The sequence below is a fragment of the Pseudomonas sp. S9 genome, from assembly GCF_000222125.1.
In the GTDB taxonomy this organism is placed as follows: Bacteria; Pseudomonadota; Gammaproteobacteria; order Pseudomonadales; family Pseudomonadaceae; genus Aquipseudomonas; species Aquipseudomonas segetis.
Map to the genome: position 1 here is coordinate 201,800 of NZ_AFFX01000010.1, position 17,933 is coordinate 219,732.

Genomic DNA, 17,933 nt, shown 5'->3' on the forward strand with positions numbered 1-17,933 from the left:
GGATATGACGACCACGCTATTGATCATCATGCTGGTATTGCTGCTGTGTGGCTTTCCGATGATGACGACCCTACTGGCTGCATCTGCGGCGGGCTTTACCCTGTTTTTCACCATGGGTCCGGAGTTTATCGTCCAGCAGATGATTGCCGGTATACGCCCGGCCGCTCTGGTGGCGGTTCCGATGTTTATCCTGGCGGCGGATATCATTACGCGTGGCGCTACGGCAAATCGCTTGCTTGATGTGGCCATGGCCTTTGTCGGGCATGTGCGTGGCGGCATGGCTGTGACCACGGCCCTGAGTTGCGCGCTGTTTGGCGCGTTGTCGGGCTCGACCCAGGCGACCGTGGTGGGGGTGGGCAGCATCATGCGCCCCAAGATGCTGCAGCAAGGCTACAAGGATAGCTTTGCCATGGCCCTGATCATCAATGCCTCGGACATTGCGCTGTTGATTCCACCCAGCATCGGCATGATCATTTACGGCGTGGTTTCGGGCACCTCGGTTGCAGAGTTGTTTATCGCCGGCATAGGCCCCGGCTTGCTGCTGATGTGCCTGCTTTGCGGCTATTTCTACATCTATGCGGGCATTACCGGTATTCCTTCCGGTGAGAAATTTACCTGGATGCAGCGTTTGGTCACCTGCCGTCGCGCGATATTACCCTTGCTGCTGCCGGTGATGACCATAGGCGGTATTTACACCGGGGTGTTCAGCCCGACTGAAGCGGCAGCTGTTTCGGTGCTCTATGCGCTCATCCTTGAAGTGCTTATCTTTCGTCGGGTAAAGCTCAACGAGTTGTCATCGATTGCTCTGTCCACAGGCCTGATTACTGCTGTGGTATTTATTCTGGTGGCAGCCGGGTCGGCGTTTTCCTGGGTGATCTCGTTTGCCCAGATACCCCAGCAGATCCTCAGCGGTATCGGCATCATGAGTGCATCGCCGACTGAGTTGCTGGTGATCATTTCGATCGCATTCTTTATCGGCTGCATGTTTGTCGACCCTATCGTGGTCATGCTGATTCTTGTCCCAATATTTGCCCCTGCGGTGCGCATGTCTGGCCTCGATCCGGTGCTGGTCGGTACCATCATTACCTTGCAGGCTGCCATTGGGTCGGCCACGCCACCATTTGGGTGCGATATCTTCACGGCCATTGCGGTATTCAGACGGCCTTATTTCGAGGTTATCCGGGGCAGCTTGCCGTTCTTCGCGATTCTGTTGCTGATGTCGGTATTGCTGATCATGTTCCCGCCCATCACCTTGTTCCTGCGCGACCTGGCATTCCGCTAGAGCGCCAGCTGTGGGGTGAGACAAGGCTAAGCTTGTCTAGCAAGGGCTTGCGGGTAGTCAGCTCAGTTGTTTGCAGCCGCAAATGGTGGGTGAAAAAAGCGCCAACCACCCTGGGGTGATCGGCGTGGATGCCCGCGTTATTCAGGCTTGGCGCCTGCCTGCTTTTTGATGACCTGTGCGGTGCCAATGCCGCGCGGGTCGCTGGCCGCCTCTACAAGGTTGTTCTGCTTGTGCCAGAACAACACCTGTTGATTGCCGTACTGGCGGTTCAGTGCTTTGAGTTGATAGCCGCGAGCCTTCAAGTCGGCGATTTGCTTGGTGCTGAAGGTATTTGGCTCATGCTCGATCACATCAGGCAGGTACTGGTGGTGATAGCGCGCTACGCTCGGCCAACTGGCAATAGGTTGCCCGTCCAGGTACTGCAAGATAGCGAGCAGCACCATGCTCGGAATGCGGCTGCCGCCCGGCGTGCCGAAGCTGGCGAAGTCTTCTTGGCTCTCGATAAAGGTCGGGCTCATGCTCGATAGCGGACGCTTGCCCGCATCCACTGCATTGGCGCGACTTCCGGTCAGTCCGTAGGCGTTTGCCCCCTCGATGTCAGCGGCAAAATCGTCCATTTCATCATTGAGCAATACGCCGGTCCCGGGAGCGACGAAGGCCGCGCCAAAAGGCAGGTTGATCGACAAGGTGGCAGAAACTGCGTTGCCATCGGCATCGAGCACGGTGAAGTGGGTGGTGTGATTGCCTTCATGCAGCTTGCCAGCCGGGGGCAGGCTCGAACTTGGGGTGGCGCGTTGTGGGTCGATACTTTGTGCGAGTTGTTTCAGGTAAGCGCGGTCGAGCAATTGTGGGGCAGGGTTGCTGATAAAGTCGGGGTCACCAATCAGGCCGCGATCGCGATAAGCACGGCGCAATGCTTCGACCACATAGTGCGTGCGCTGCACGGGCTCGGCCTTTTGCCACGGCAGTTGTTGCAGCATCGCCAGGCTCTGGGCAATGGCGATGCCGCCAGCTGACGGCGGCGGTGCGCTAATCAGTTCACGACCATTGGCGAGCTGGAAACGCAGCGGGTTGCGCTCAACCACCCTGTATTCGCTGAGGTCGCGCAGGGTCCAGATACCGCCTGCTTTACGTACGCCATCCACCAGTTTGCGAGCGGTTTCGCCGCTATAAAAGCCAGCCTTGCCGTCGCGGGCGATACGTTCGAGCGTGCGCGCCAGATCGGGTTGGCGCAGCAAGCCAAATTCGTTTGGAATCTCCCCCTTGTGCAGAAAGATCCGCGCGGTTTCCGGGTCGTCACGCATTGCCGCCAGTCGCCAGCGGGCTCGCTCACGGTAGACCCTGTCATAGGAAACACCATCTCGCGCCAGGCGAATCGCCGGTAGCAAGGAGTCTTTCAGGGGCAGTCGGCCGTAGCGTTGGGCCAGTTCAACCAGGGCAGCTGGCAGGCCGGGAATCGCAGCGGCAAGCGGGCCATCGAGTGACAGTTCGGGTTGGATTTTACCCTTGCGCCTATACATGTCCGAATGCGCCGCCAGAGGTGCGCGTTCGCGGGCGTCGAGAAAGCGATAACTGGGTTGCTCACCCGCTTGGCGCAGGAGAAAGAAACCACCGCCACCCAAGCCGGAACTGTAGGGTTCGACCACCGCGAGTGCAGCGCTGACAGCGACTGCCGCATCGAATGCATTGCCGCCATGGGCCAGGGTTTCTTCGCCGGCAACTGTAGCCGCTGGGTGAGCGCTGGCAACTGCAGCCTGACCTGGACCGGTGGCTGCTTGCAGGCTGAAAGAACCAAGGAGAAGTAGTGCGCAGAGAAATAGCTGTCGAGTCATGGTAACCATCGGTTGTTGTCGCAGCGAGGGTCTGACTGGGGTCCCAGGCATCAATACCTGTGATCAGCCGTTACAGGGCAGGGCGACAAGATACCGCGATTGATCACGCCTTACCGGTAATTATCATGTATTTCTGCATCAGTTCGTCTTTGCTCTCGACGTTGTTTTCGTCGAGCGGAATGCAGTCCACCGGGCATACTTGTTGGCACTGCGGCTCATCGTAATGGCCGACGCATTCGGTACACAGGTTAGGGTCGATAACGTAGATCTCTTCGCCTTGAGAGATCGCAGCGTTCGGGCACTCAGGTTCGCAGACGTCGCAATTGATGCAATCGTCGGTGATGATCAGGGACATGCGGTACGGCTCCTGTCGAGGCGCATAGCGTCGACGATTTCAAACTTCGAGACGTGAATTGTGCCGGATTGTCACGGTGGGCGCCATTTTTCACGCAAAGCCAGTGCTCTTCAGGGCCTCTGTCTTGGACTATCGGGTCTGCTCAAGTATAGCTGGATGGTGGCTTATTTCTTGAAACGCTGGTTCAGGGCTTCGGCTACGGCTGGATGGACAAACTTGCTGATGTCGCCATCCAGGGCCGCAATCTCGCGAACCAGTGTGGATGAAATGAACGAGTATTTTTCAGATGGCGTTAGAAACAGGCTTTCGACATCCGGCGCCAGCTGGCGATTCATATTGGCCAGTTGGAATTCGTATTCGAAATCCGACACCGCGCGCAGGCCGCGCAGCAGTACATTGGCACCTTGCTCCTTGGCAAAGTGCGCGAGCAGGCTGGAGAAACCCACCACTTCTACATTGGGCAGATGCTTGGTGACTTCCTGCGCGAGAGCAACACGTTGCTCCAGAGGGAACAACGGATTTTTCTTCGGGCTGGCCGCTACCGCAATGATCACGCTGTCGAACAATTTCGAGGCGCGTTCAACCAGATCACCGTGTCCTTTGGTGATGGGGTCGAAGGTGCCCGGGTATAACACTCGATTCATCGTGAAATCCTGGCGAGTCCGTTAGGGACTCGGATGGTAGCGCAGCAGTCCGCAGCGGCAAAGCCTGTGTGCAAGGCACTTGCGATTAAACCCCCGCTTTAGAGGGGGCTGATGCGCTTAAAAACTTTCCGGGGCAATTGCCCCGGTTTGGCCTTAGGCGGTTTTCAGGCGTTCGGCAAGCAAGCTGGATAGCTGCGCTGTCAGCCCGTAAACGGACAGCTGTGGGTTGGCGCCAATGCTGGTCGGGAACAGGGAACCGTCGTGAATCGACAAGTTGCCCAGTTGGTGGTGGCGACCCGGGCTGTCGGTTACCGCCAACTTGGCGTCCTCGCCCATTGCGCAGCCACCCATGACATGTGCGCTGCCCAGGCGAGTGCGGTAGAGCTCCATGCTCAGGCTGTCGATCTGGCTGCGCACTTGCGCCAGCGAAGTCGCGGATTTGGCATCTGCTTGCATTGGCAGCACCGACTTTGCCCCGGCCGCAAATTTAATCTCGGCCATGCTATGAAATGCACGGCGAATGCCGTCCCAGGTGTAGTCGGTCATTTTGTAATCGAGCACCGGCCTGCCATCTGCGCGTAACTCCACCGTGCCTTCAGCGCTCTCGGGATGAAAACCGTCACGCATCAACGCCAGCACCATGTTGGTGTGCGGCAGTTGTTCCATGCGCAGGGCATTTTCGACGCCAAACTCGCCCAGCAGCGTGCTGGCCAGTGCCGGGTGCAGCGGCGGTACTTCGAGCTTGTAGGAGAGTGGTCCGGCAGTGCCCTGGTTCCACTGGAAATTATCGGAATAAATCGATTGTGGTGCGCCGTAGAACGGATTGATGACTTTTTCAAACAGTGCCGTGGAGAAGTTAACCAGGTGAATAAAGGTTCGCTTGCCCGCGCGCTCATAAGGGTCCGGTGCTTCAGAGCGCATAAGGATCGCCGGGGTGTTGATGCCGCCTCCGGCGAGAATATAGTGGCGCGCCTTGATTTTGATTTTGCGTCCAGTCGGTGCGACACAGCGCTCATCCATCGCGAGGCACTCAAGCGCGCTGACCTGGTTGCCGTCATGTATCAGTCGTTCGGCACGCGCCAGGTAAAGCAGCTCGCCACCTTTTTCCAGCGTGGCCGGGATGGTCGTCACCAGCATTGATTGCTTGGCGTTCGTTGGGCAACCCATGCCGCAATAACCCAGGTTCCAGCAACCACGAACGTTACGCGGGATAACCTTCCAGCTGTAGCCCAGCTTTTCGCAGCCACTGCGAATCACATCATTGTTGGCGTTGGGGTCCATGGCCCACGGGGCAACACCCAGGCGCTGCTCCATTCGCTCGAACCAAGGGGCCATTTCGGCCTCGCTATGGCCTTTTACGTTGTGTTCCTTGGCCCAGTGTTCAAGGGTTTGGTGGGGGGTGCGAAAGCTTGATGTCCAGTTGACCAGGGTGGTGCCACCGACTGCCCGGCCTTGCAAAATGGTGATTGCACCATCCTTGCTCATGCGCCCGATCCCTTCCTGGTAGAGCGCCGGGTAGGCTTCGGCCTCCTGCATCTTGAAGTCGCTGCTGGTTTTCAGCGGACCTTCCTCGACCAGCAGGACCTTATAGCCCGCTGCACTGAGGATCTCGGCGCTGGTACCGCCGCCTGCGCCGGTACCGACAATCACTATGTCGGCTTCAAGCGTCAGGTCTTGCTCTAGGCGAGAACCGTTGTAGGTTTTCCAGCCGCGGCTCAGGCCTTCGGCAAAAAGATCAGGTACAGGCATATCAGGCAGCTCTCTGGGTGATTCTTATTAGATGGAGTGACAAGAAAGGGGTTAAACGGTCGGTGGCCCTGGATAGCCGCAGCTTGCCCAGGATTTCGGGCGGCTGTACCAGCTCATTTTCACCAGCTTGACCAGCGACTCATGACCCATTTTCAGCAGACCGATGGAACTGTTCTGCCAGCGGTCCAGAAAGTGGTGAACATCGGCTGCGCTGGCGTTTTTCCAAATGCCCCACACGCCGGTCAGTGGGCCGCGCGTCACTGGCAGTGCCAGTACATCGAACAGCTGGATCGTGAGCTTGAGCAGCTCGGGCGAAAGGTGGTCGAGGCTGTTGTCGAGACTTTGCAGCGTACCAGCGACAGCCTGTGGCATTTGCGCAGGAGGGACGGCGCCTTCGATTATTACCGGGATGATTGCAGTGAGCAGCGCTATGTCGGATGTGCGAATAACTTTGAAACCATTGGCGGGCGTGCTGGCCGAGCAACCGCTCAGTGTTGCCGTCAGCCCGGCTGTTGCCAGAAACGCGGTACCGATCAGGCCTGTCTTCAAGAAGCCCCGGCGGCTTATTTCGGCAGTATTGAGGGAATTCATTGTCATTTTTATTGTTACCGTCAGGGTTGCATGCCGCTCACAATGTCGCTGTGAGCGGCGATGGGTTAACAACGCTCTGAAAAACTACTTCGCTAGATATTACTGGGGCAGCCCATGTTGCGGTTTTTACTCGCTGCGCTCGCCTTTCGGACTGTTACTCCCGTTTGGCGCTGTGCCCTGTACTAGCGTCGCTCGCTACCTTTTTCAGAGTGAACTTAACGCACAAATAGCTTGTAAATCATTTTCTGGATCGACTTGCCATAAGGCGGGTAGATGGCTTTTGCGGCATTGAGGCGTTGCTTGATCAGTACGCCCTTGGCTTTGCTGAAGGTCAGGAAACCCTCGTGGCCGTGATAGTGGCCCATGCCCGAGGGGCCAATACCGCCGAACGGCATGTCGTCCTGGGCGACATGGAGCAGGGTGTCGTTCATGCAGGCTCCACCCGAGTGAGTTTCATGCAGGACGCGCTGTTGTTCGCCCTTGTTGTAGCCAAAGTAGTAAAGGGCCAGTGGGCGCGGACGTTGATTGATGTAGGCGAATGCATCCTCGATGCGCTCATAAGGCACTATTGGCAGCAGCGGGCCGAAGATTTCGTCCTGCATGATGACCATGTCGTCATTCACGTCGAGCAACAGGGTATGCGGCACGCGCCGGCCTTGGGCGCTGGGGTACAGCGGGATCAGCTTGGCGCCTTTGCTTTGCGCGTCGTTGAGGTAGCTGTTCAGGCGGGTTTGTTGGCGCTCATTGATGATTGCGGTGTAGTCGGGGTTGTCTTCGAGCTTTGGATAGAAGCGCAATACCACCTTGCGATAAGCCTCGATGAAGCCATCAATCCGGTCCTTGGGTACCAGTACGTAGTCAGGCGCCACGCAGGTCTGGCCAGCATTCATGGTTTTACCGAAGGCGATGCGCTCGGCTGCATCATCCAGGGGGACGTCATTGGCGATGATGGCAGGTGATTTGCCACCCAACTCCAGGGTTACCGGGGTCAGGTTTTCAGCGGCGGCGCGCATTACATGCTTACCGATGCTGGTTGCGCCAGTGAACAGCAGATGATCGAAAGGCAGCTTGGAGAAGGCCATGCCCACCTCGGCCTCGCCCAGCGCAACACTGACCAGGTCTTCAGGGAAGATCCGAGCCAGCAGGTCCTTGACCAGTTGCGAGGTGACAGGGGTTGATTCGCTCATCTTGATCATCACCCGGTTACCTGCAGCCAGGGCGCCAATCAATGGGCCAAAGGCCAGAAACAGCGGGTAGTTCCAGGGCACTATTACGCCGACCACGCCCAGTGGCTGGTAAATGACCTTGGCCGTTGCTGGCATAAATTGCATGCCGACGCTGCGTCGCGAAGGTTTCATCCACTTTTTGATGCGTTTGGTTGCGTAATGGATGTTGTGCAGGCTGGGCATGATTTCAGCAAGCAGTGTCTCGTCTGCGGAGCGATTGCTGAAGTCCTTTGAGACGGCTGTGATCAGGGCCTGTTGCTCGGTCTTGATCAGGTCACGCAGCGCATTGAGCCACTGGATACGCTGTTCGGCCGGCGGCATGGGATTGCCTTCATAGGCCTTGCGCTGCAGTGCAAGGGTGCTGTCCAACTGGTTAATTTGCTCTTGGTTTTGTTCTAGGTAAGCGACGTTGGCGACCATGATTGAGTTCTCTACGGTTCGGCGTGGACCTTGTTCAGGTAGTAGCACAAGGCTAGGAACCTCTGAAAAACCACTGCGCTCGCTATGCTTTTCAGGGGCCTGAAGCTATTGAGTTGAGATTTTTAGAGCAATTGCTCTATATTGTCAAATAGCTTACCGCTACTGCACGAGTTTGTAGCTATGTAAAAAGTTGGGTGCTGCCCAGTGGCTTGCCGGTAAACTCCACGTTTGCAGTGCCCGCGGGTACCCGTTGCTCGAACCTTCTTGCTGGTTGAGCATTCAGTCATCGTTAATGCAGTGAGATTTTGTTGCTTATGGCAGCTGTGCCGAAAACCCGTGAACGCATAATCCAGGCTAGCCTAGAGCTGTTTAACAGCCAGGGCGAACGCAGCGTTACGACCAACCATATCGCTGAGTTCATGGGCATTTCACCCGGCAATCTGTATTACCACTTCCGCAATAAGCAGGCGATCATTGCCGAGCTGTTTATCCGTTACGAAGCGGATGTGGACAGCTTCTTGCGGCTGCCTGAAGGCCGTGAGCCCAGTCTTGAAGACAAGAATTTCTATCTTGAATCGCTACTTGAAGCGATGTGGCGCTATAGGTTTTTACACCGCGACCTTGAGCACCTGCTCGACAGCGACCCTTTACTGGCTGAACGTTACCGACTGTTTTCCCAGCGTTTCCTTCAGGGAGCGCTGGGGATTTATCAGGGATTCTGCGATGCCGGTATTTTGCTGATGACGGCGGGGCAGGTGGAGGCGCTGAACCTCAATAGCTGGATCATCCTGACCTCCTGGGTGCGCTTTTTGTGCACCTTGCAAGGCACTTCGGGCGATCTCAGTGAGGAGATGCTGCGACGGGGTATTTATCAGGTGATGGCGCTGGAGATAGGTTTTATCGCCCCGCAGGTGCGAGCCGAGGTCGAAGCGTTGCATCAGCGATACTGCGTGCCGCTCCAGGCTTTTGTATAGCCGCTAGCCGCGCCCGGCGTGCAGGCTGAACCATTGCGGGATGCGCCGTTCAAGGTAGTAGCCAGGGCGTTTGGGCGAGCCTTCAATAAAGCCAACATGACCACCCTTGGCGTGCAGTTCGAATTCGATGCACGTGGCCAGCTCATGGGGCTGCGGCAGGCTGTGTTCGAACACGAAGGGGTCGTCCTTGGCCTGGATCAACAGGGTCGGGGTGCTGATTCTTCCGAGAAAATAGCGGCTCGACCAGCGTTTGTAGTAGTCCTGGGCATCACTGAAACCATGGAGCGGGGCGGTGACCTTGCCGTCGAAGTCCCAGAAGGTGCGCAGTCCATCGAGTGGCCCGAGCTTTTCGATTATCGATAGCTGGTCGGCTTGTCCGCTGTGGCTGAACAGGCGTTGCTTGTCTTTGATGTAGGCGACCATCTCACGCATGAAGTGGGCCTGGTATACCTTTGAAAAGCCCATGCCGATGCGATCCGCGCACTGGTCTAGCCGGAAAGGCACCGAAACCGCCACGGCGCCTTGCAACTGGCTGTCTTCGCCGGTTTCACCGAGATATTTGAGCAGGACATTGCCACCCAGTGAGTAGCCTGCGGCATATAGCGGCGCGGTTGGGCGTTGGGCGCGCAGGTGCGCGACAGTTTCAGCCAGGTCTTCGCTGGCACCGGAATGGTAACCGCGGGGTAGCAGATTGGGCTCGCCCGAACAGCCTCGCCAGTTCAGGGCAACGCTGGCCCAGCCTTGGGCGGCAAGCGATTGCTGCACGCCCAGGATGTACAGCGAGTTGGAAGAGCCAGTCAAACCATGCAGCAGCAGGACCAGCGGGGCATCGACCTGGTGCGGGCCGTACCAGTCCATATCCAGGAAATCACCGTCTTCGAGCCACATGCGTTCGCGACGGCGTTCAAGCTTGGGTGGGGTGCGGCACATTGAGTTCCATAGCGTCTGCGAGTGCGCGCCAGGTAGCCACCATGCCGGTTTGAAGGTGTTATTCATGCGTGTTGCCGTGAACGCCTGTATTCGAGTCCCGTAATGCGCCCCCGTGGTTGAGGCGCGAGGGCTTAGACACTGCGCTCCCACAGCGAGTAATACACCTGTCCGGATTTTTTCTCGCGGTGTAAGCGCCAGTTGCTCGGCAAACCCAGTTTTGACGGGGCATTTTCGCTTTCGCAATAGACCCAGGCATCATCGCTTAGCCAGCCGCGGGACTCAAGCAGTTCACAGGCCGGCAGCAGCAGGTCTTGATGAAAGGGCGGGTCGAGGAATACCAGGTCAAATGCGCTTGCAGTCTGGTTTTGCAGATAATTAAGTGCATCGCTTTGCAGGAGCTGACCATTGTCACAGCGCAGTGTTTGCAGGTGCCCGCGCAGCGATGCCACCGAGTCAGGGTTCAGGTCGAGCGCCAATGCGCTGGAAGCCCCGCGCGATAGCGCCTCCAGGAACAGGGCGCCACTACCGGTAAAGGGGTCGAGCACGCGGGCGCCTTCGATGTAGGGCGCCAACCAGTTGAACAGGGTTTCACGCACTCGGTCCGGGGTTGGGCGCAGGCCCTGCGCATCCGGAAACGTGAAGCGTCGAGAGCCCCACTCGCCACCGATGATTCGCACCTGTCCCAGCCCGCCGTGGGCACCCGTTCTACCTGCTTGTCTACTCATTAATGCTCCGGAACGCCCAGCGGTTGCTCGACAGGGTTGTCAGTGGGTGGCGGCAGTGGCTTTTGCTCGACTGTGGGGCCTGCGGTCACTATGACCATTGCATCTGGGTCCAGGTGTTTGGCCATGGCGGTCTTGACCTGCTCGACGGTCAGCGCCTGGATCTTCTGCATAAAGGTTTCGAGATAGTCGAGTGGCAGATTATAGAAGCCGATCGCGCCTAGTTGGCCGACAATCGCCGAGTTGCTTGCTGTGGACAGCGGGAAACTGCCGGCCAGTTCGCGCTTGGCATTGTCCAGCTCTTTCTCGGTTGGGCCATCTTTGAGGTATTGGCGCAACAGGTCCTTGACCAGCTTCAGCGTGCCCTCGCTGAGTTCGGCGCGGGTTTGCAGGTTGATCATGAACGGGCCGCGTACCTGCATGGCGGTGAAGGCTGAATACACGCCGTAGGTCAGGCCACGTTTCTCGCGAACTTCCTCCATCAGGCGCGTGCCGAAACCGCCGCCACCAAAAATCTGGTTGCCCATATAGAGCGCGGCATAATCCGGATCTGCCCGGTCGATTCCCAGTTCAGCCAGCATCAGGTGAGTTTGCTTGGATGGAAACTCGATATGGTTGTTACTTGCGGGCGGGGTTTGTGGCTCGGCTATAGTCGCCAGGGCAGGACCCTTGGGCAGCGCAGCGGAAACTTTGGCGGTGATTGCCTCGGCTTCACTGCGGCTCAGGTCACCAACCAGTGCAATCACGGTGTTTCCTGCAGCGTAGGCTTTTTTGTGGAAGGCTTTGAGCTGCTCGATTGTGATCCCCGGGATTGATTTCTCGGTGCCGTCGCTTGGGTGCGCGTAGGGGTGCTGGCCGTACAGCTTCTTAAACAGTTCGATACCGGCAAGGCTGCCAGGGTTCTGCTTCTGGTATTCGAAGCCGGCAAGCGCCTGGTTCTTGATGCGAACGAAGGAATCCTTCGGGAACGTCGGCTGGCCGATGACCTGGTTGAACAGGGCCAAAGCCGGCTCGCGTTCCTTTTTCGCGCTCAGGCTGCGCAGGCCTGCGAGCGCCATGTCGCGGTATGAGCCATTGCTGAATTCAGCGCCGAGGTCTTCAAAACCGGCTGCAATCTGGCTGACATCCTTGCCCGGCACGCCTTCATTGAGCATGGCGTTGGTCAACATGGCCAAGCCCTGGGCGTCGCCATCCTGGCTGCTGCCAGCGGAAAAGGTCAGGCGCAGGTCGAACATCGGCAACTCGTGAGCCTCGACAAACAGCACTTTCGCGCCTTCGCTGGTTTTCCAGGTCTGGATATCCAGCTTGCGGTGGCTGACCGTCTCGCTCATTTCGCTCAACGATTGCAGTTTGCTGCCGCTTTTAACCTCGGCAGCTGCCGCGTTGGCCATGAGGCTGGCGAGCGATAGAGTCGATAGCAGGGCCAGGCTCAACAAGCCTGGACGCAGGTAGTTGCGCTTACTCATCGCTCTTCTCCTCCGGTAGAACATAAGCGACGCTGAGGCGCTCGCGGGTAAAGAATTTCCTGGCTGCTTGCTGGATGTCTGCGGGGGTCACGGCTTCAAGTTCACTGAGTTCCTTGTCCATCAGCTTCCAGGACAAACCGACCGTTTCCAGTTGGCCAATCGAGGTGGCCTGGCTGGTGATCGAATCACGTTCGTAAACCAGGCCTGCGATTACCTGCGCCCGTACGCGGGCAACCTCTTCAGCCGATGGCGGATTGTTTTGCAGATCCTTCAGCTCGCTCCACAGTCCGGCCTCGGTCTGCTCGATGGTTTTACCTTTTTGCGTGTTCGGTGTGGCTGTGAGCATGAACAGGCTATCGCCACGCGGGTAGGGGTCATACCAGGCAGACGCGCCTGAAACCAGCTCTTGTTCCCGCTCAAGATGAGTCGGCGGGCGTGCGCTGTAGCCGCCGTCGAGCAAGGCTGCTATCAAGCGCAGGGCGTGCACGCTGCGTGGCTTTTCGGCTGTGGCCAGGCCCGGTACGTTAAACCCCATCATCAGGCTTGGCAGTTGGGTCTTTAGGTGTAGGGGCAGGCGGCGTTCGCCGGGCTCGTCGAGATCCTTGGGGATCTTGACCGCTGGCACGGCACGTTTGGGGATGGCACCAAAATATTTCTGCGCAAGCTTTTTGACTTCAGCTTCGCTGACATCACCGACCACCACCAGCGTGGCGTTGTTCGGTGCGTACCAGGCCTGGTACCAGTCGCGCAGCTCGTCGATGCTCATGCGCTTCAGGTCGGCCATCCAGCCAATAGTTGGGTTGTGGTAGCCGCTGGCGGGATAGGCCATGGCCTTGAAGCGTTCGTAGGCCAGGTTGGTCGGCTTGTCGTCCGTGCGCAGGCGCCGTTCTTCTTTGATCACTTCGATTTCGCGCTTGAATTCCTCGGCAGGCAGCTTCAGCGTGGCCATGCGGTCGGCCTCGAGCTCCATCGCCACGCTCAGGCGGTCGCGGGCAAGCACTTGGTAGTAAGCGGTGTAGTCATCGCTGGTGAAGGCATTTTCTTCGGCGCCGAGGTCGCGCAGTACATGGGATGCCTCGCCAGGCCCGAGTTTGCTGCTGCCTTTGAACATCATGTGTTCAAGGGCGTGTGAAAGGCCGGTGCGTCCCGGTGTTTCAAAGCTGGAGCCCACTTTGTACCAGAGCTGGGAAACAACCACGGGGGCGCGATGATCCTCACGGACGATAACCTTGAGGCCGTTGTCGAGGCTGAAATCATGAGTAGCTTGGGGCTCGGCGGCGAATGCTGTGAGCGGAATAAAAAGCATGCCAATCAGCAAGCCGGTAGCGCGGCGGGCAATGGTATTCATAAGGAGGTGGTCACCGAAGATAAGGGTTCGCCAGGTAAGAATGATGGGAGCGCAAGTCGGTGCGCCTGAAGCGTTTGAGGTTGATGGGCCAACAAGTGTTTCTTCTCCAGCTCAATCCGGCGCCTTGGCAGATCATCACATACCCAGCATTCATTAATACAGTCGCAAGCAGCGGCTGGTCAGTCTGATGTGCGAGGGCTTAGCGTCCGCCGGTACTGAGATGCTAGGATACTCATCCGTTTTACTGACGACCATGCCTGTAAAAGTGACTAAAAACTACCATCAGACGGTTGGCTGCGACTATTTGTCCTGCTTGCCTGGGTTTTTAGCATGGATACTGGCACGTCGCTTCTTTGAGATAGCCGGCCTCCATGTTTGGTTCCAACGACGATAAGAAGACCCCAGCAGTGTCTGACACGGAAAACCCCGTCCAAACTGCTGATAAGACTGCCGAGAAGAAAGGCCTGTTTGGCTGGCTACGCAAGAAAGCGCCAGAACAAACAGCTGTTCCGGCACAGCCCCTTGCGCCCGCAGAGCCGAGCGCGCCTGCTGCTGAACCTGCCGAGGTGGTTGAGCCGCCGCGAGACGCAAGCCCCGAGCCTGTTGTTGCACCGCCAGCGCCTGTATCCACGCCGGTCGAGCCAAGTGCTGACACGGTGGCCGAAGCGGTTGTCGCAGCGCCTGTCGAGCAAGAAAAACCAGGCAACCAGGGTGGTTGGTTCAATCGCCTCAAGCAAGGTTTGTCGAACACCAGCGCCGGCCTCGGCGAAGGCATGGCCAGTTTGTTTCTCGGCCAGAAAACCATCGATGACGACCTGATCGACGAAATTGAAACACGATTGCTGGTGGCCGACGTTGGCGTCGAGGCAACTACGCTGATTATCGAGAACCTGACCCAGAAGGTTGCACGCAAGCAACTGACCAATGTCACCGCGTTGTACAAGTCCTTGCAAGACGAACTGGCGGCGCTGCTCAAGCCGGTCGAGCAGCCGCTGAAGATCGACAGCAGCAAGAGCCCTTATGTAATCCTGGTGGTCGGGGTCAACGGCGCGGGCAAAACCACCACCATCGGCAAAATCGCGAAAAAACTGCAGCAAGATGGCAAGAAAGTCATGCTGGCCGCGGGTGACACCTTCCGCGCAGCGGCGGTAGAGCAATTGCAGGTCTGGGGTGAGCGCAACAATATTCCCGTTATCGCCCAGCACACTGGCGCTGACTCAGCCTCGGTGATTTTTGATGCTGTGCAGGCCGCCAAGTCCCGTGGCGTGGATGTCTTGATTGCAGATACCGCTGGCCGTCTGCACACCAAAGACAACCTGATGGAAGAGCTGAAAAAAGTCCGTCGGGTCATGGGTAAGCTCGACGATACCGCTCCACACGAGGTTTTGCTGGTGCTAGATGCCGGTACCGGGCAGAACGCTATCAATCAGGCCAAACAATTCAATCAGACGGTGAACTTGAGTGGTTTGGTTTTGACCAAGCTGGATGGTACCGCTAAAGGTGGAGTGATCTTTGCCCTGGCCAAACAGTTTGGCTTGCCGATCCGCTATATCGGTGTTGGCGAAGGGATTGATGATTTGCGTACTTTTGTTGCAGATGACTTCGTCAAGGCACTGTTTGCCGAGCGTTAGTTTACTGCCTAGGATCCTTCGAAAAGCATGGTCGCCGTTCGAAAGGTTCTCAATTGTTTTTGATTAGGACACACCCTCGATGATTCGATTCGAGCAGGTCGGTAAGCGTTATCCAAATGGACATGTAGGGCTGCACGAGCTCAGCTTCCGTGTGCGCCGTGGGGAATTTTTATTCGTCACCGGTCATTCCGGCGCGGGTAAAAGTACCTTGTTGCGCCTGATTCTGGCGATGGAAAGGCCAACCAGCGGCAAGCTGTTGCTGGCGGGGCAAGACCTGGGGCAAATCACCAATGCGCAGATTCCATTTCTGCGTCGCCAGATTGGAGTGGTGTTCCAGAATCACCAATTGCTGTTCGATCGTAGCGTTTTCGACAACGTGGCATTGCCGCTGCAGATCCTTGGCTTGTCCAAGGCCGAGATCGGCGAGCGGGTCGGTTCTGCGCTCGAGCGCGTGGCCTTGTCGGACAAGGCCGAGCAGTTCCCGGGTGATCTCTCCACGGGGCAGCAACAGCGCGTCGGCATTGCCCGCGCCATTGTCCATCGCCCGGCGTTGCTCTTGGCGGATGAGCCAACCGGTAACCTGGATCCGCGCCTGGCTGCGGAAATCATGGGTGTGTTCGAAGACATTAACCGCCTCGGCACCAGCGTGCTGATTGCCAGTCACGACCTGGCGTTGATCGCGCGTATGCGCCATCGCATGCTGACATTGCAGCGCGGCCGTTTGATTGGTGATGGAGACGCTGTCTGATGAGTGCGACCCGCATGCCACCGCCGCAGCCAGCACAACGTGTTGGTGCCGCGCCCAAAAAAGCCGAACACAACAGCCTTGAAGATGGGCCGGATTTCAAGACCCGGCTGCATTCCTGGCTGGAAAACCCCCGCGCCAGCCTGGCTGACAGCGTACGTCGACTGGCAAAGCAGCCGATTGGCAGCTTCTTTACCTGCCTGGGGATGGCAGTCGCGCTTAGCTTGCCTATGGGTTTGTCGTTGTTGCTCAAAAATGTCGAGCGCTTGGGCGGTTAATGGCAGCGTGCGGCGCAGATCTCGCTGTTCCTGCAGATTGACGCCAGCGACGCGGATGGCCAGGCGTTGCGCGAACAAATCGCCAAGATGGACGATGTGGCAGAGACCGACTGGGTCAGCCGCGAGCAAGCCCTGGCTGAGTTCCAGGAGCAGTCCGGCCTGGGCCAGGCGCTGAAGGAGCTGCCTGAAAACCCATTGCCTGGCGTGGTGCTGGTCACCCCAAAAGAGGTCGATAAAGTGGCGCTTGAGGCACTGCGAACCCGGCTTGCGGCATTGCCCAAGGTGCAGCAGGCGCAGTTGGACCTGCTCTGGGTCGAGCGTTTGACCGCAATCCTTAAGTTGGGTGAACGTTTTATCTTTGGCCTTACATTGTTGTTGATCATGGCGCTGCTGCTGGTGATCGGTAACACCATCCGCCTGCACATCGAGAACCGGCGAACGGAAATCGAGGTTATCAAGCTGGTTGGCGGCACTGACAGCTACGTGCGCAGGCCATTCCTGTACATGGGCGCGCTCTACGGCCTGGGTGCCGGTATCCTGGCTTGGCTGGTGCTTGCATACGGTCTGCACTGGCTCGATGGTGCAGTGGTGCGCCTGGCCGATTTGTATGGCAGCGACTTCAGTTTGGGCGGGGTGGCGGTAGCCGATGGTCTGTCACTACTACTCGGCGCGGTGTTGCTCGGTTATATTGGCGCCTGGCTAGCGGTAGCGCGGCATTTGCGCGAGCTGGCACCCAAGTGACAAGTTATTGATTTGATTGATATTGACTATTAGTGACGGAACTCGTAGAGACGTTATAAGTCATATTGAGCAGTGCTAGACTGCACCTGTTTAAGTCGTTCGGAGGATACAAATGTCCACTTCCTTGCAACCTGTTCATGCTTTAGTTCCAGGCGCCAACCTGGAGGCTTATGTGCATGCGGTCAACAGCATCCCGCTGCTGACTCCAGAGCAGGAGCGCGAGCTGGCCGAAAGCCTCTTCTATCAACAGAATCTAGAGTCTGCTCGGCAAATGGTGCTCGCTCACCTGCGCTTTGTCGTGCATATCGCGCGTAGCTACTCGGGTTACGGTTTGGCGCAAGCCGACCTGATCCAGGAAGGCAACGTCGGCCTGATGAAGGCGGTCAAACGATTCAACCCAGAAATGGGCGTGCGGCTGGTGTCGTTCGCCGTGCACTGGATTCGTGCAGAAATTCACGAGTTTATCCTGCGCAACTGGCGCATCGTCAAAGTGGCAACCACAAAGGCCCAGCGCAAGCTGTTCTTTAACCTGCGCAGCCAAAAGAAACGCCTGGCCTGGTTGAACAACGACGAAGTCAACGCAGTGGCTGAAAGCCTTGGCGTCGAGCCACGCGAAGTGCGTGAGATGGAAAGCCGTCTGACCGGCCACGACATGGCATTCGACCCGGCGGCGGATGACGATGATGATCGTGCATTCCAGACGCCTGCCCAGTACCTCGAGGATCACCGCTATGATCCTGCTGTGCAGCTCGAGGACGCTGACTGGAGCGACAGCTCCACGGCGAACCTGCATGAAGCGCTGGATGGCCTGGACGAGCGCAGCCGCGATATTCTTTATCAGCGCTGGTTGTCCGAAGAGAAGGCGACCCTGCATGACCTGGCAGCCAAGTACAACGTGTCTGCTGAGCGCATCCGCCAGTTAGAGAAAAATGCAATGAGCAAGCTCAAGGGTTCGATTGCAGCCTGAGCATAGCGATTCAAGAAGCCGCACTGATGTGC

Annotated in this window: 15 protein-coding genes and 1 pseudogene; 6 read left to right on the forward strand and 10 right to left on the reverse strand. The window is 57.6% G+C overall.

What is annotated here, in order from left to right; genetic code table 11:
- The first annotated feature begins 4 nt into the window (after positions 1-4).
- Positions 5-1,282, forward strand: a complete 1,278-nt coding sequence (locus PSES9_RS0118485; protein ID WP_010489477.1) for a TRAP transporter large permease — start codon at positions 5-7, stop codon at positions 1,280-1,282.
- 137 nt (positions 1,283-1,419) lie between these two features.
- Here the strand turns inward: PSES9_RS0118485 and ggt are convergent, their stop codons facing one another.
- The 6 genes from ggt to PSES9_RS0118515 form a co-directional block, all read right to left on the reverse strand.
- Positions 1,420-3,114 (reverse strand): gamma-glutamyltransferase, encoded by a 1,695-nt coding sequence (ggt, locus tag PSES9_RS0118490; RefSeq protein WP_036988343.1) that lies wholly within the window; start codon positions 3,112-3,114, stop codon positions 1,420-1,422.
- Positions 3,115-3,217: 103 nt separating this feature from the next.
- Positions 3,218-3,469, reverse strand: coding sequence for a YfhL family 4Fe-4S dicluster ferredoxin (locus tag PSES9_RS0118495; protein ID WP_010489479.1), 252 nt, complete (start codon positions 3,467-3,469; stop codon positions 3,218-3,220).
- Positions 3,470-3,633: 164 nt separating this feature from the next.
- Positions 3,634-4,113: a pantetheine-phosphate adenylyltransferase gene (gene coaD / locus PSES9_RS0118500; RefSeq protein ID WP_010489480.1), complete on the reverse strand. Its 480-nt coding sequence runs from the start codon at positions 4,111-4,113 to the stop codon at positions 3,634-3,636.
- Between the two features lie 153 nt (positions 4,114-4,266).
- Positions 4,267-5,862: a GMC family oxidoreductase gene (locus PSES9_RS0118505; protein ID WP_010489481.1), complete on the reverse strand. Its 1,596-nt coding sequence runs from the start codon at positions 5,860-5,862 to the stop codon at positions 4,267-4,269.
- A 51-nt stretch (positions 5,863-5,913) separates the two neighbouring features.
- Positions 5,914-6,459 (reverse strand): hypothetical protein, encoded by a 546-nt coding sequence (locus tag PSES9_RS0118510; protein WP_029529646.1) that lies wholly within the window; start codon positions 6,457-6,459, stop codon positions 5,914-5,916.
- A gap of 209 nt (positions 6,460-6,668) precedes the next feature.
- Entirely contained in the window at positions 6,669-8,099 is a 1,431-nt protein-coding gene (locus PSES9_RS0118515) for a coniferyl aldehyde dehydrogenase (RefSeq protein ID WP_010489483.1), read from the reverse strand.
- 314 nt (positions 8,100-8,413) lie between these two features.
- Between PSES9_RS0118515 and PSES9_RS0118520 the strand changes: the two genes are divergently transcribed.
- Positions 8,414-9,073 carry a TetR/AcrR family transcriptional regulator gene (locus PSES9_RS0118520; RefSeq protein WP_010489484.1) on the forward strand — a complete coding sequence of 220 codons (660 nt, stop codon included), beginning with the start codon at positions 8,414-8,416 and terminating at the stop codon, positions 9,071-9,073.
- Positions 9,074-9,076: 3 nt separating this feature from the next.
- Here PSES9_RS0118520 and PSES9_RS0118525 read toward each other — a convergent pair whose 3' ends face one another.
- From PSES9_RS0118525 to PSES9_RS0118540, 4 genes are all read right to left on the reverse strand, one after another.
- Positions 9,077-10,069 (reverse strand): hydrolase, encoded by a 993-nt coding sequence (locus PSES9_RS0118525; protein WP_029529647.1) that lies wholly within the window; start codon positions 10,067-10,069, stop codon positions 9,077-9,079.
- Between the two features lie 65 nt (positions 10,070-10,134).
- Positions 10,135-10,728 (reverse strand): 16S rRNA (guanine(966)-N(2))-methyltransferase RsmD, encoded by a 594-nt coding sequence (rsmD, locus tag PSES9_RS0118530; protein ID WP_010489486.1) that lies wholly within the window; start codon positions 10,726-10,728, stop codon positions 10,135-10,137.
- The gene (locus PSES9_RS0118535; protein WP_010489487.1) at positions 10,728-12,191 is read right to left on the reverse strand and encodes a M16 family metallopeptidase; all 1,464 of its coding nucleotides are present in this window, start codon (positions 12,189-12,191) and stop codon (positions 10,728-10,730) included. Before PSES9_RS0118535 ends, rsmD begins: the two co-directional genes overlap by 1 nt.
- Positions 12,184-13,539 carry a M16 family metallopeptidase gene (locus PSES9_RS0118540; protein ID WP_010489488.1) on the reverse strand — a complete coding sequence of 452 codons (1,356 nt, stop codon included), beginning with the start codon at positions 13,537-13,539 and terminating at the stop codon, positions 12,184-12,186. Before PSES9_RS0118540 ends, PSES9_RS0118535 begins: the two co-directional genes overlap by 8 nt.
- Before the next feature lie 371 nt (positions 13,540-13,910).
- On the opposite strand from PSES9_RS0118540, the gene ftsY reads away from it, so the two are divergent.
- From ftsY to rpoH, 4 genes and pseudogenes are all read left to right on the forward strand, one after another.
- On the forward strand, positions 13,911-15,170 hold the full coding sequence (gene ftsY, locus PSES9_RS0118545; RefSeq protein ID WP_010489489.1) for a signal recognition particle-docking protein FtsY: 1,260 nt from the start codon (positions 13,911-13,913) through the stop codon (positions 15,168-15,170).
- Positions 15,171-15,249: 79 nt separating this feature from the next.
- The gene (ftsE, locus tag PSES9_RS0118550) at positions 15,250-15,918 is read left to right on the forward strand and encodes a cell division ATP-binding protein FtsE (protein ID WP_010489490.1); all 669 of its coding nucleotides are present in this window, start codon (positions 15,250-15,252) and stop codon (positions 15,916-15,918) included.
- A pseudogene (ftsX, locus tag PSES9_RS23900) lies at positions 15,918-16,934 on the forward strand (permease-like cell division protein FtsX). The gene ftsE and the pseudogene ftsX overlap by 1 nt, the downstream one beginning before the upstream one ends.
- Positions 16,935-17,046: 112 nt before the next feature.
- Positions 17,047-17,901, forward strand: a complete 855-nt coding sequence (gene rpoH / locus PSES9_RS0118560) for an RNA polymerase sigma factor RpoH (protein WP_010489491.1) — start codon at positions 17,047-17,049, stop codon at positions 17,899-17,901.
- Positions 17,902-17,933: the final 32 nt, after the last annotated feature.

Bases quoted from the DNA above. Each gene is read 5' to 3' on its own strand.
- PSES9_RS0118485 (WP_010489477.1), top strand. From the start codon at position 5: ATGACGACCACGCTATTGATCATCATGCTGGTATTGCTGCTGTGTGGC.
- ggt (WP_036988343.1), bottom strand. From the start codon at position 3,114: ATGACTCGACAGCTATTTCTCTGCGCACTACTTCTCCTTGGTTCTTTC.
- PSES9_RS0118495 (WP_010489479.1), bottom strand. From the start codon at position 3,469: ATGTCCCTGATCATCACCGACGATTGCATCAATTGCGACGTCTGCGAA.
- coaD (WP_010489480.1), bottom strand. From the start codon at position 4,113: ATGAATCGAGTGTTATACCCGGGCACCTTCGACCCCATCACCAAAGGA.
- PSES9_RS0118505 (WP_010489481.1), bottom strand. From the start codon at position 5,862: ATGCCTGTACCTGATCTTTTTGCCGAAGGCCTGAGCCGCGGCTGGAAA.
- PSES9_RS0118510 (WP_029529646.1), bottom strand. From the start codon at position 6,459: ATGACAATGAATTCCCTCAATACTGCCGAAATAAGCCGCCGGGGCTTC.
- PSES9_RS0118515 (WP_010489483.1), bottom strand. From the start codon at position 8,099: ATGGTCGCCAACGTCGCTTACCTAGAACAAAACCAAGAGCAAATTAAC.
- PSES9_RS0118520 (WP_010489484.1), top strand. From the start codon at position 8,414: ATGGCAGCTGTGCCGAAAACCCGTGAACGCATAATCCAGGCTAGCCTA.
- PSES9_RS0118525 (WP_029529647.1), bottom strand. From the start codon at position 10,069: ATGAATAACACCTTCAAACCGGCATGGTGGCTACCTGGCGCGCACTCG.
- rsmD (WP_010489486.1), bottom strand. From the start codon at position 10,728: ATGAGTAGACAAGCAGGTAGAACGGGTGCCCACGGCGGGCTGGGACAG.
- PSES9_RS0118535 (WP_010489487.1), bottom strand. From the start codon at position 12,191: ATGAGTAAGCGCAACTACCTGCGTCCAGGCTTGTTGAGCCTGGCCCTG.
- PSES9_RS0118540 (WP_010489488.1), bottom strand. From the start codon at position 13,539: ATGAATACCATTGCCCGCCGCGCTACCGGCTTGCTGATTGGCATGCTT.
- ftsY (WP_010489489.1), top strand. From the start codon at position 13,911: ATGTTTGGTTCCAACGACGATAAGAAGACCCCAGCAGTGTCTGACACG.
- ftsE (WP_010489490.1), top strand. From the start codon at position 15,250: ATGATTCGATTCGAGCAGGTCGGTAAGCGTTATCCAAATGGACATGTA.
- rpoH (WP_010489491.1), top strand. From the start codon at position 17,047: ATGTCCACTTCCTTGCAACCTGTTCATGCTTTAGTTCCAGGCGCCAAC.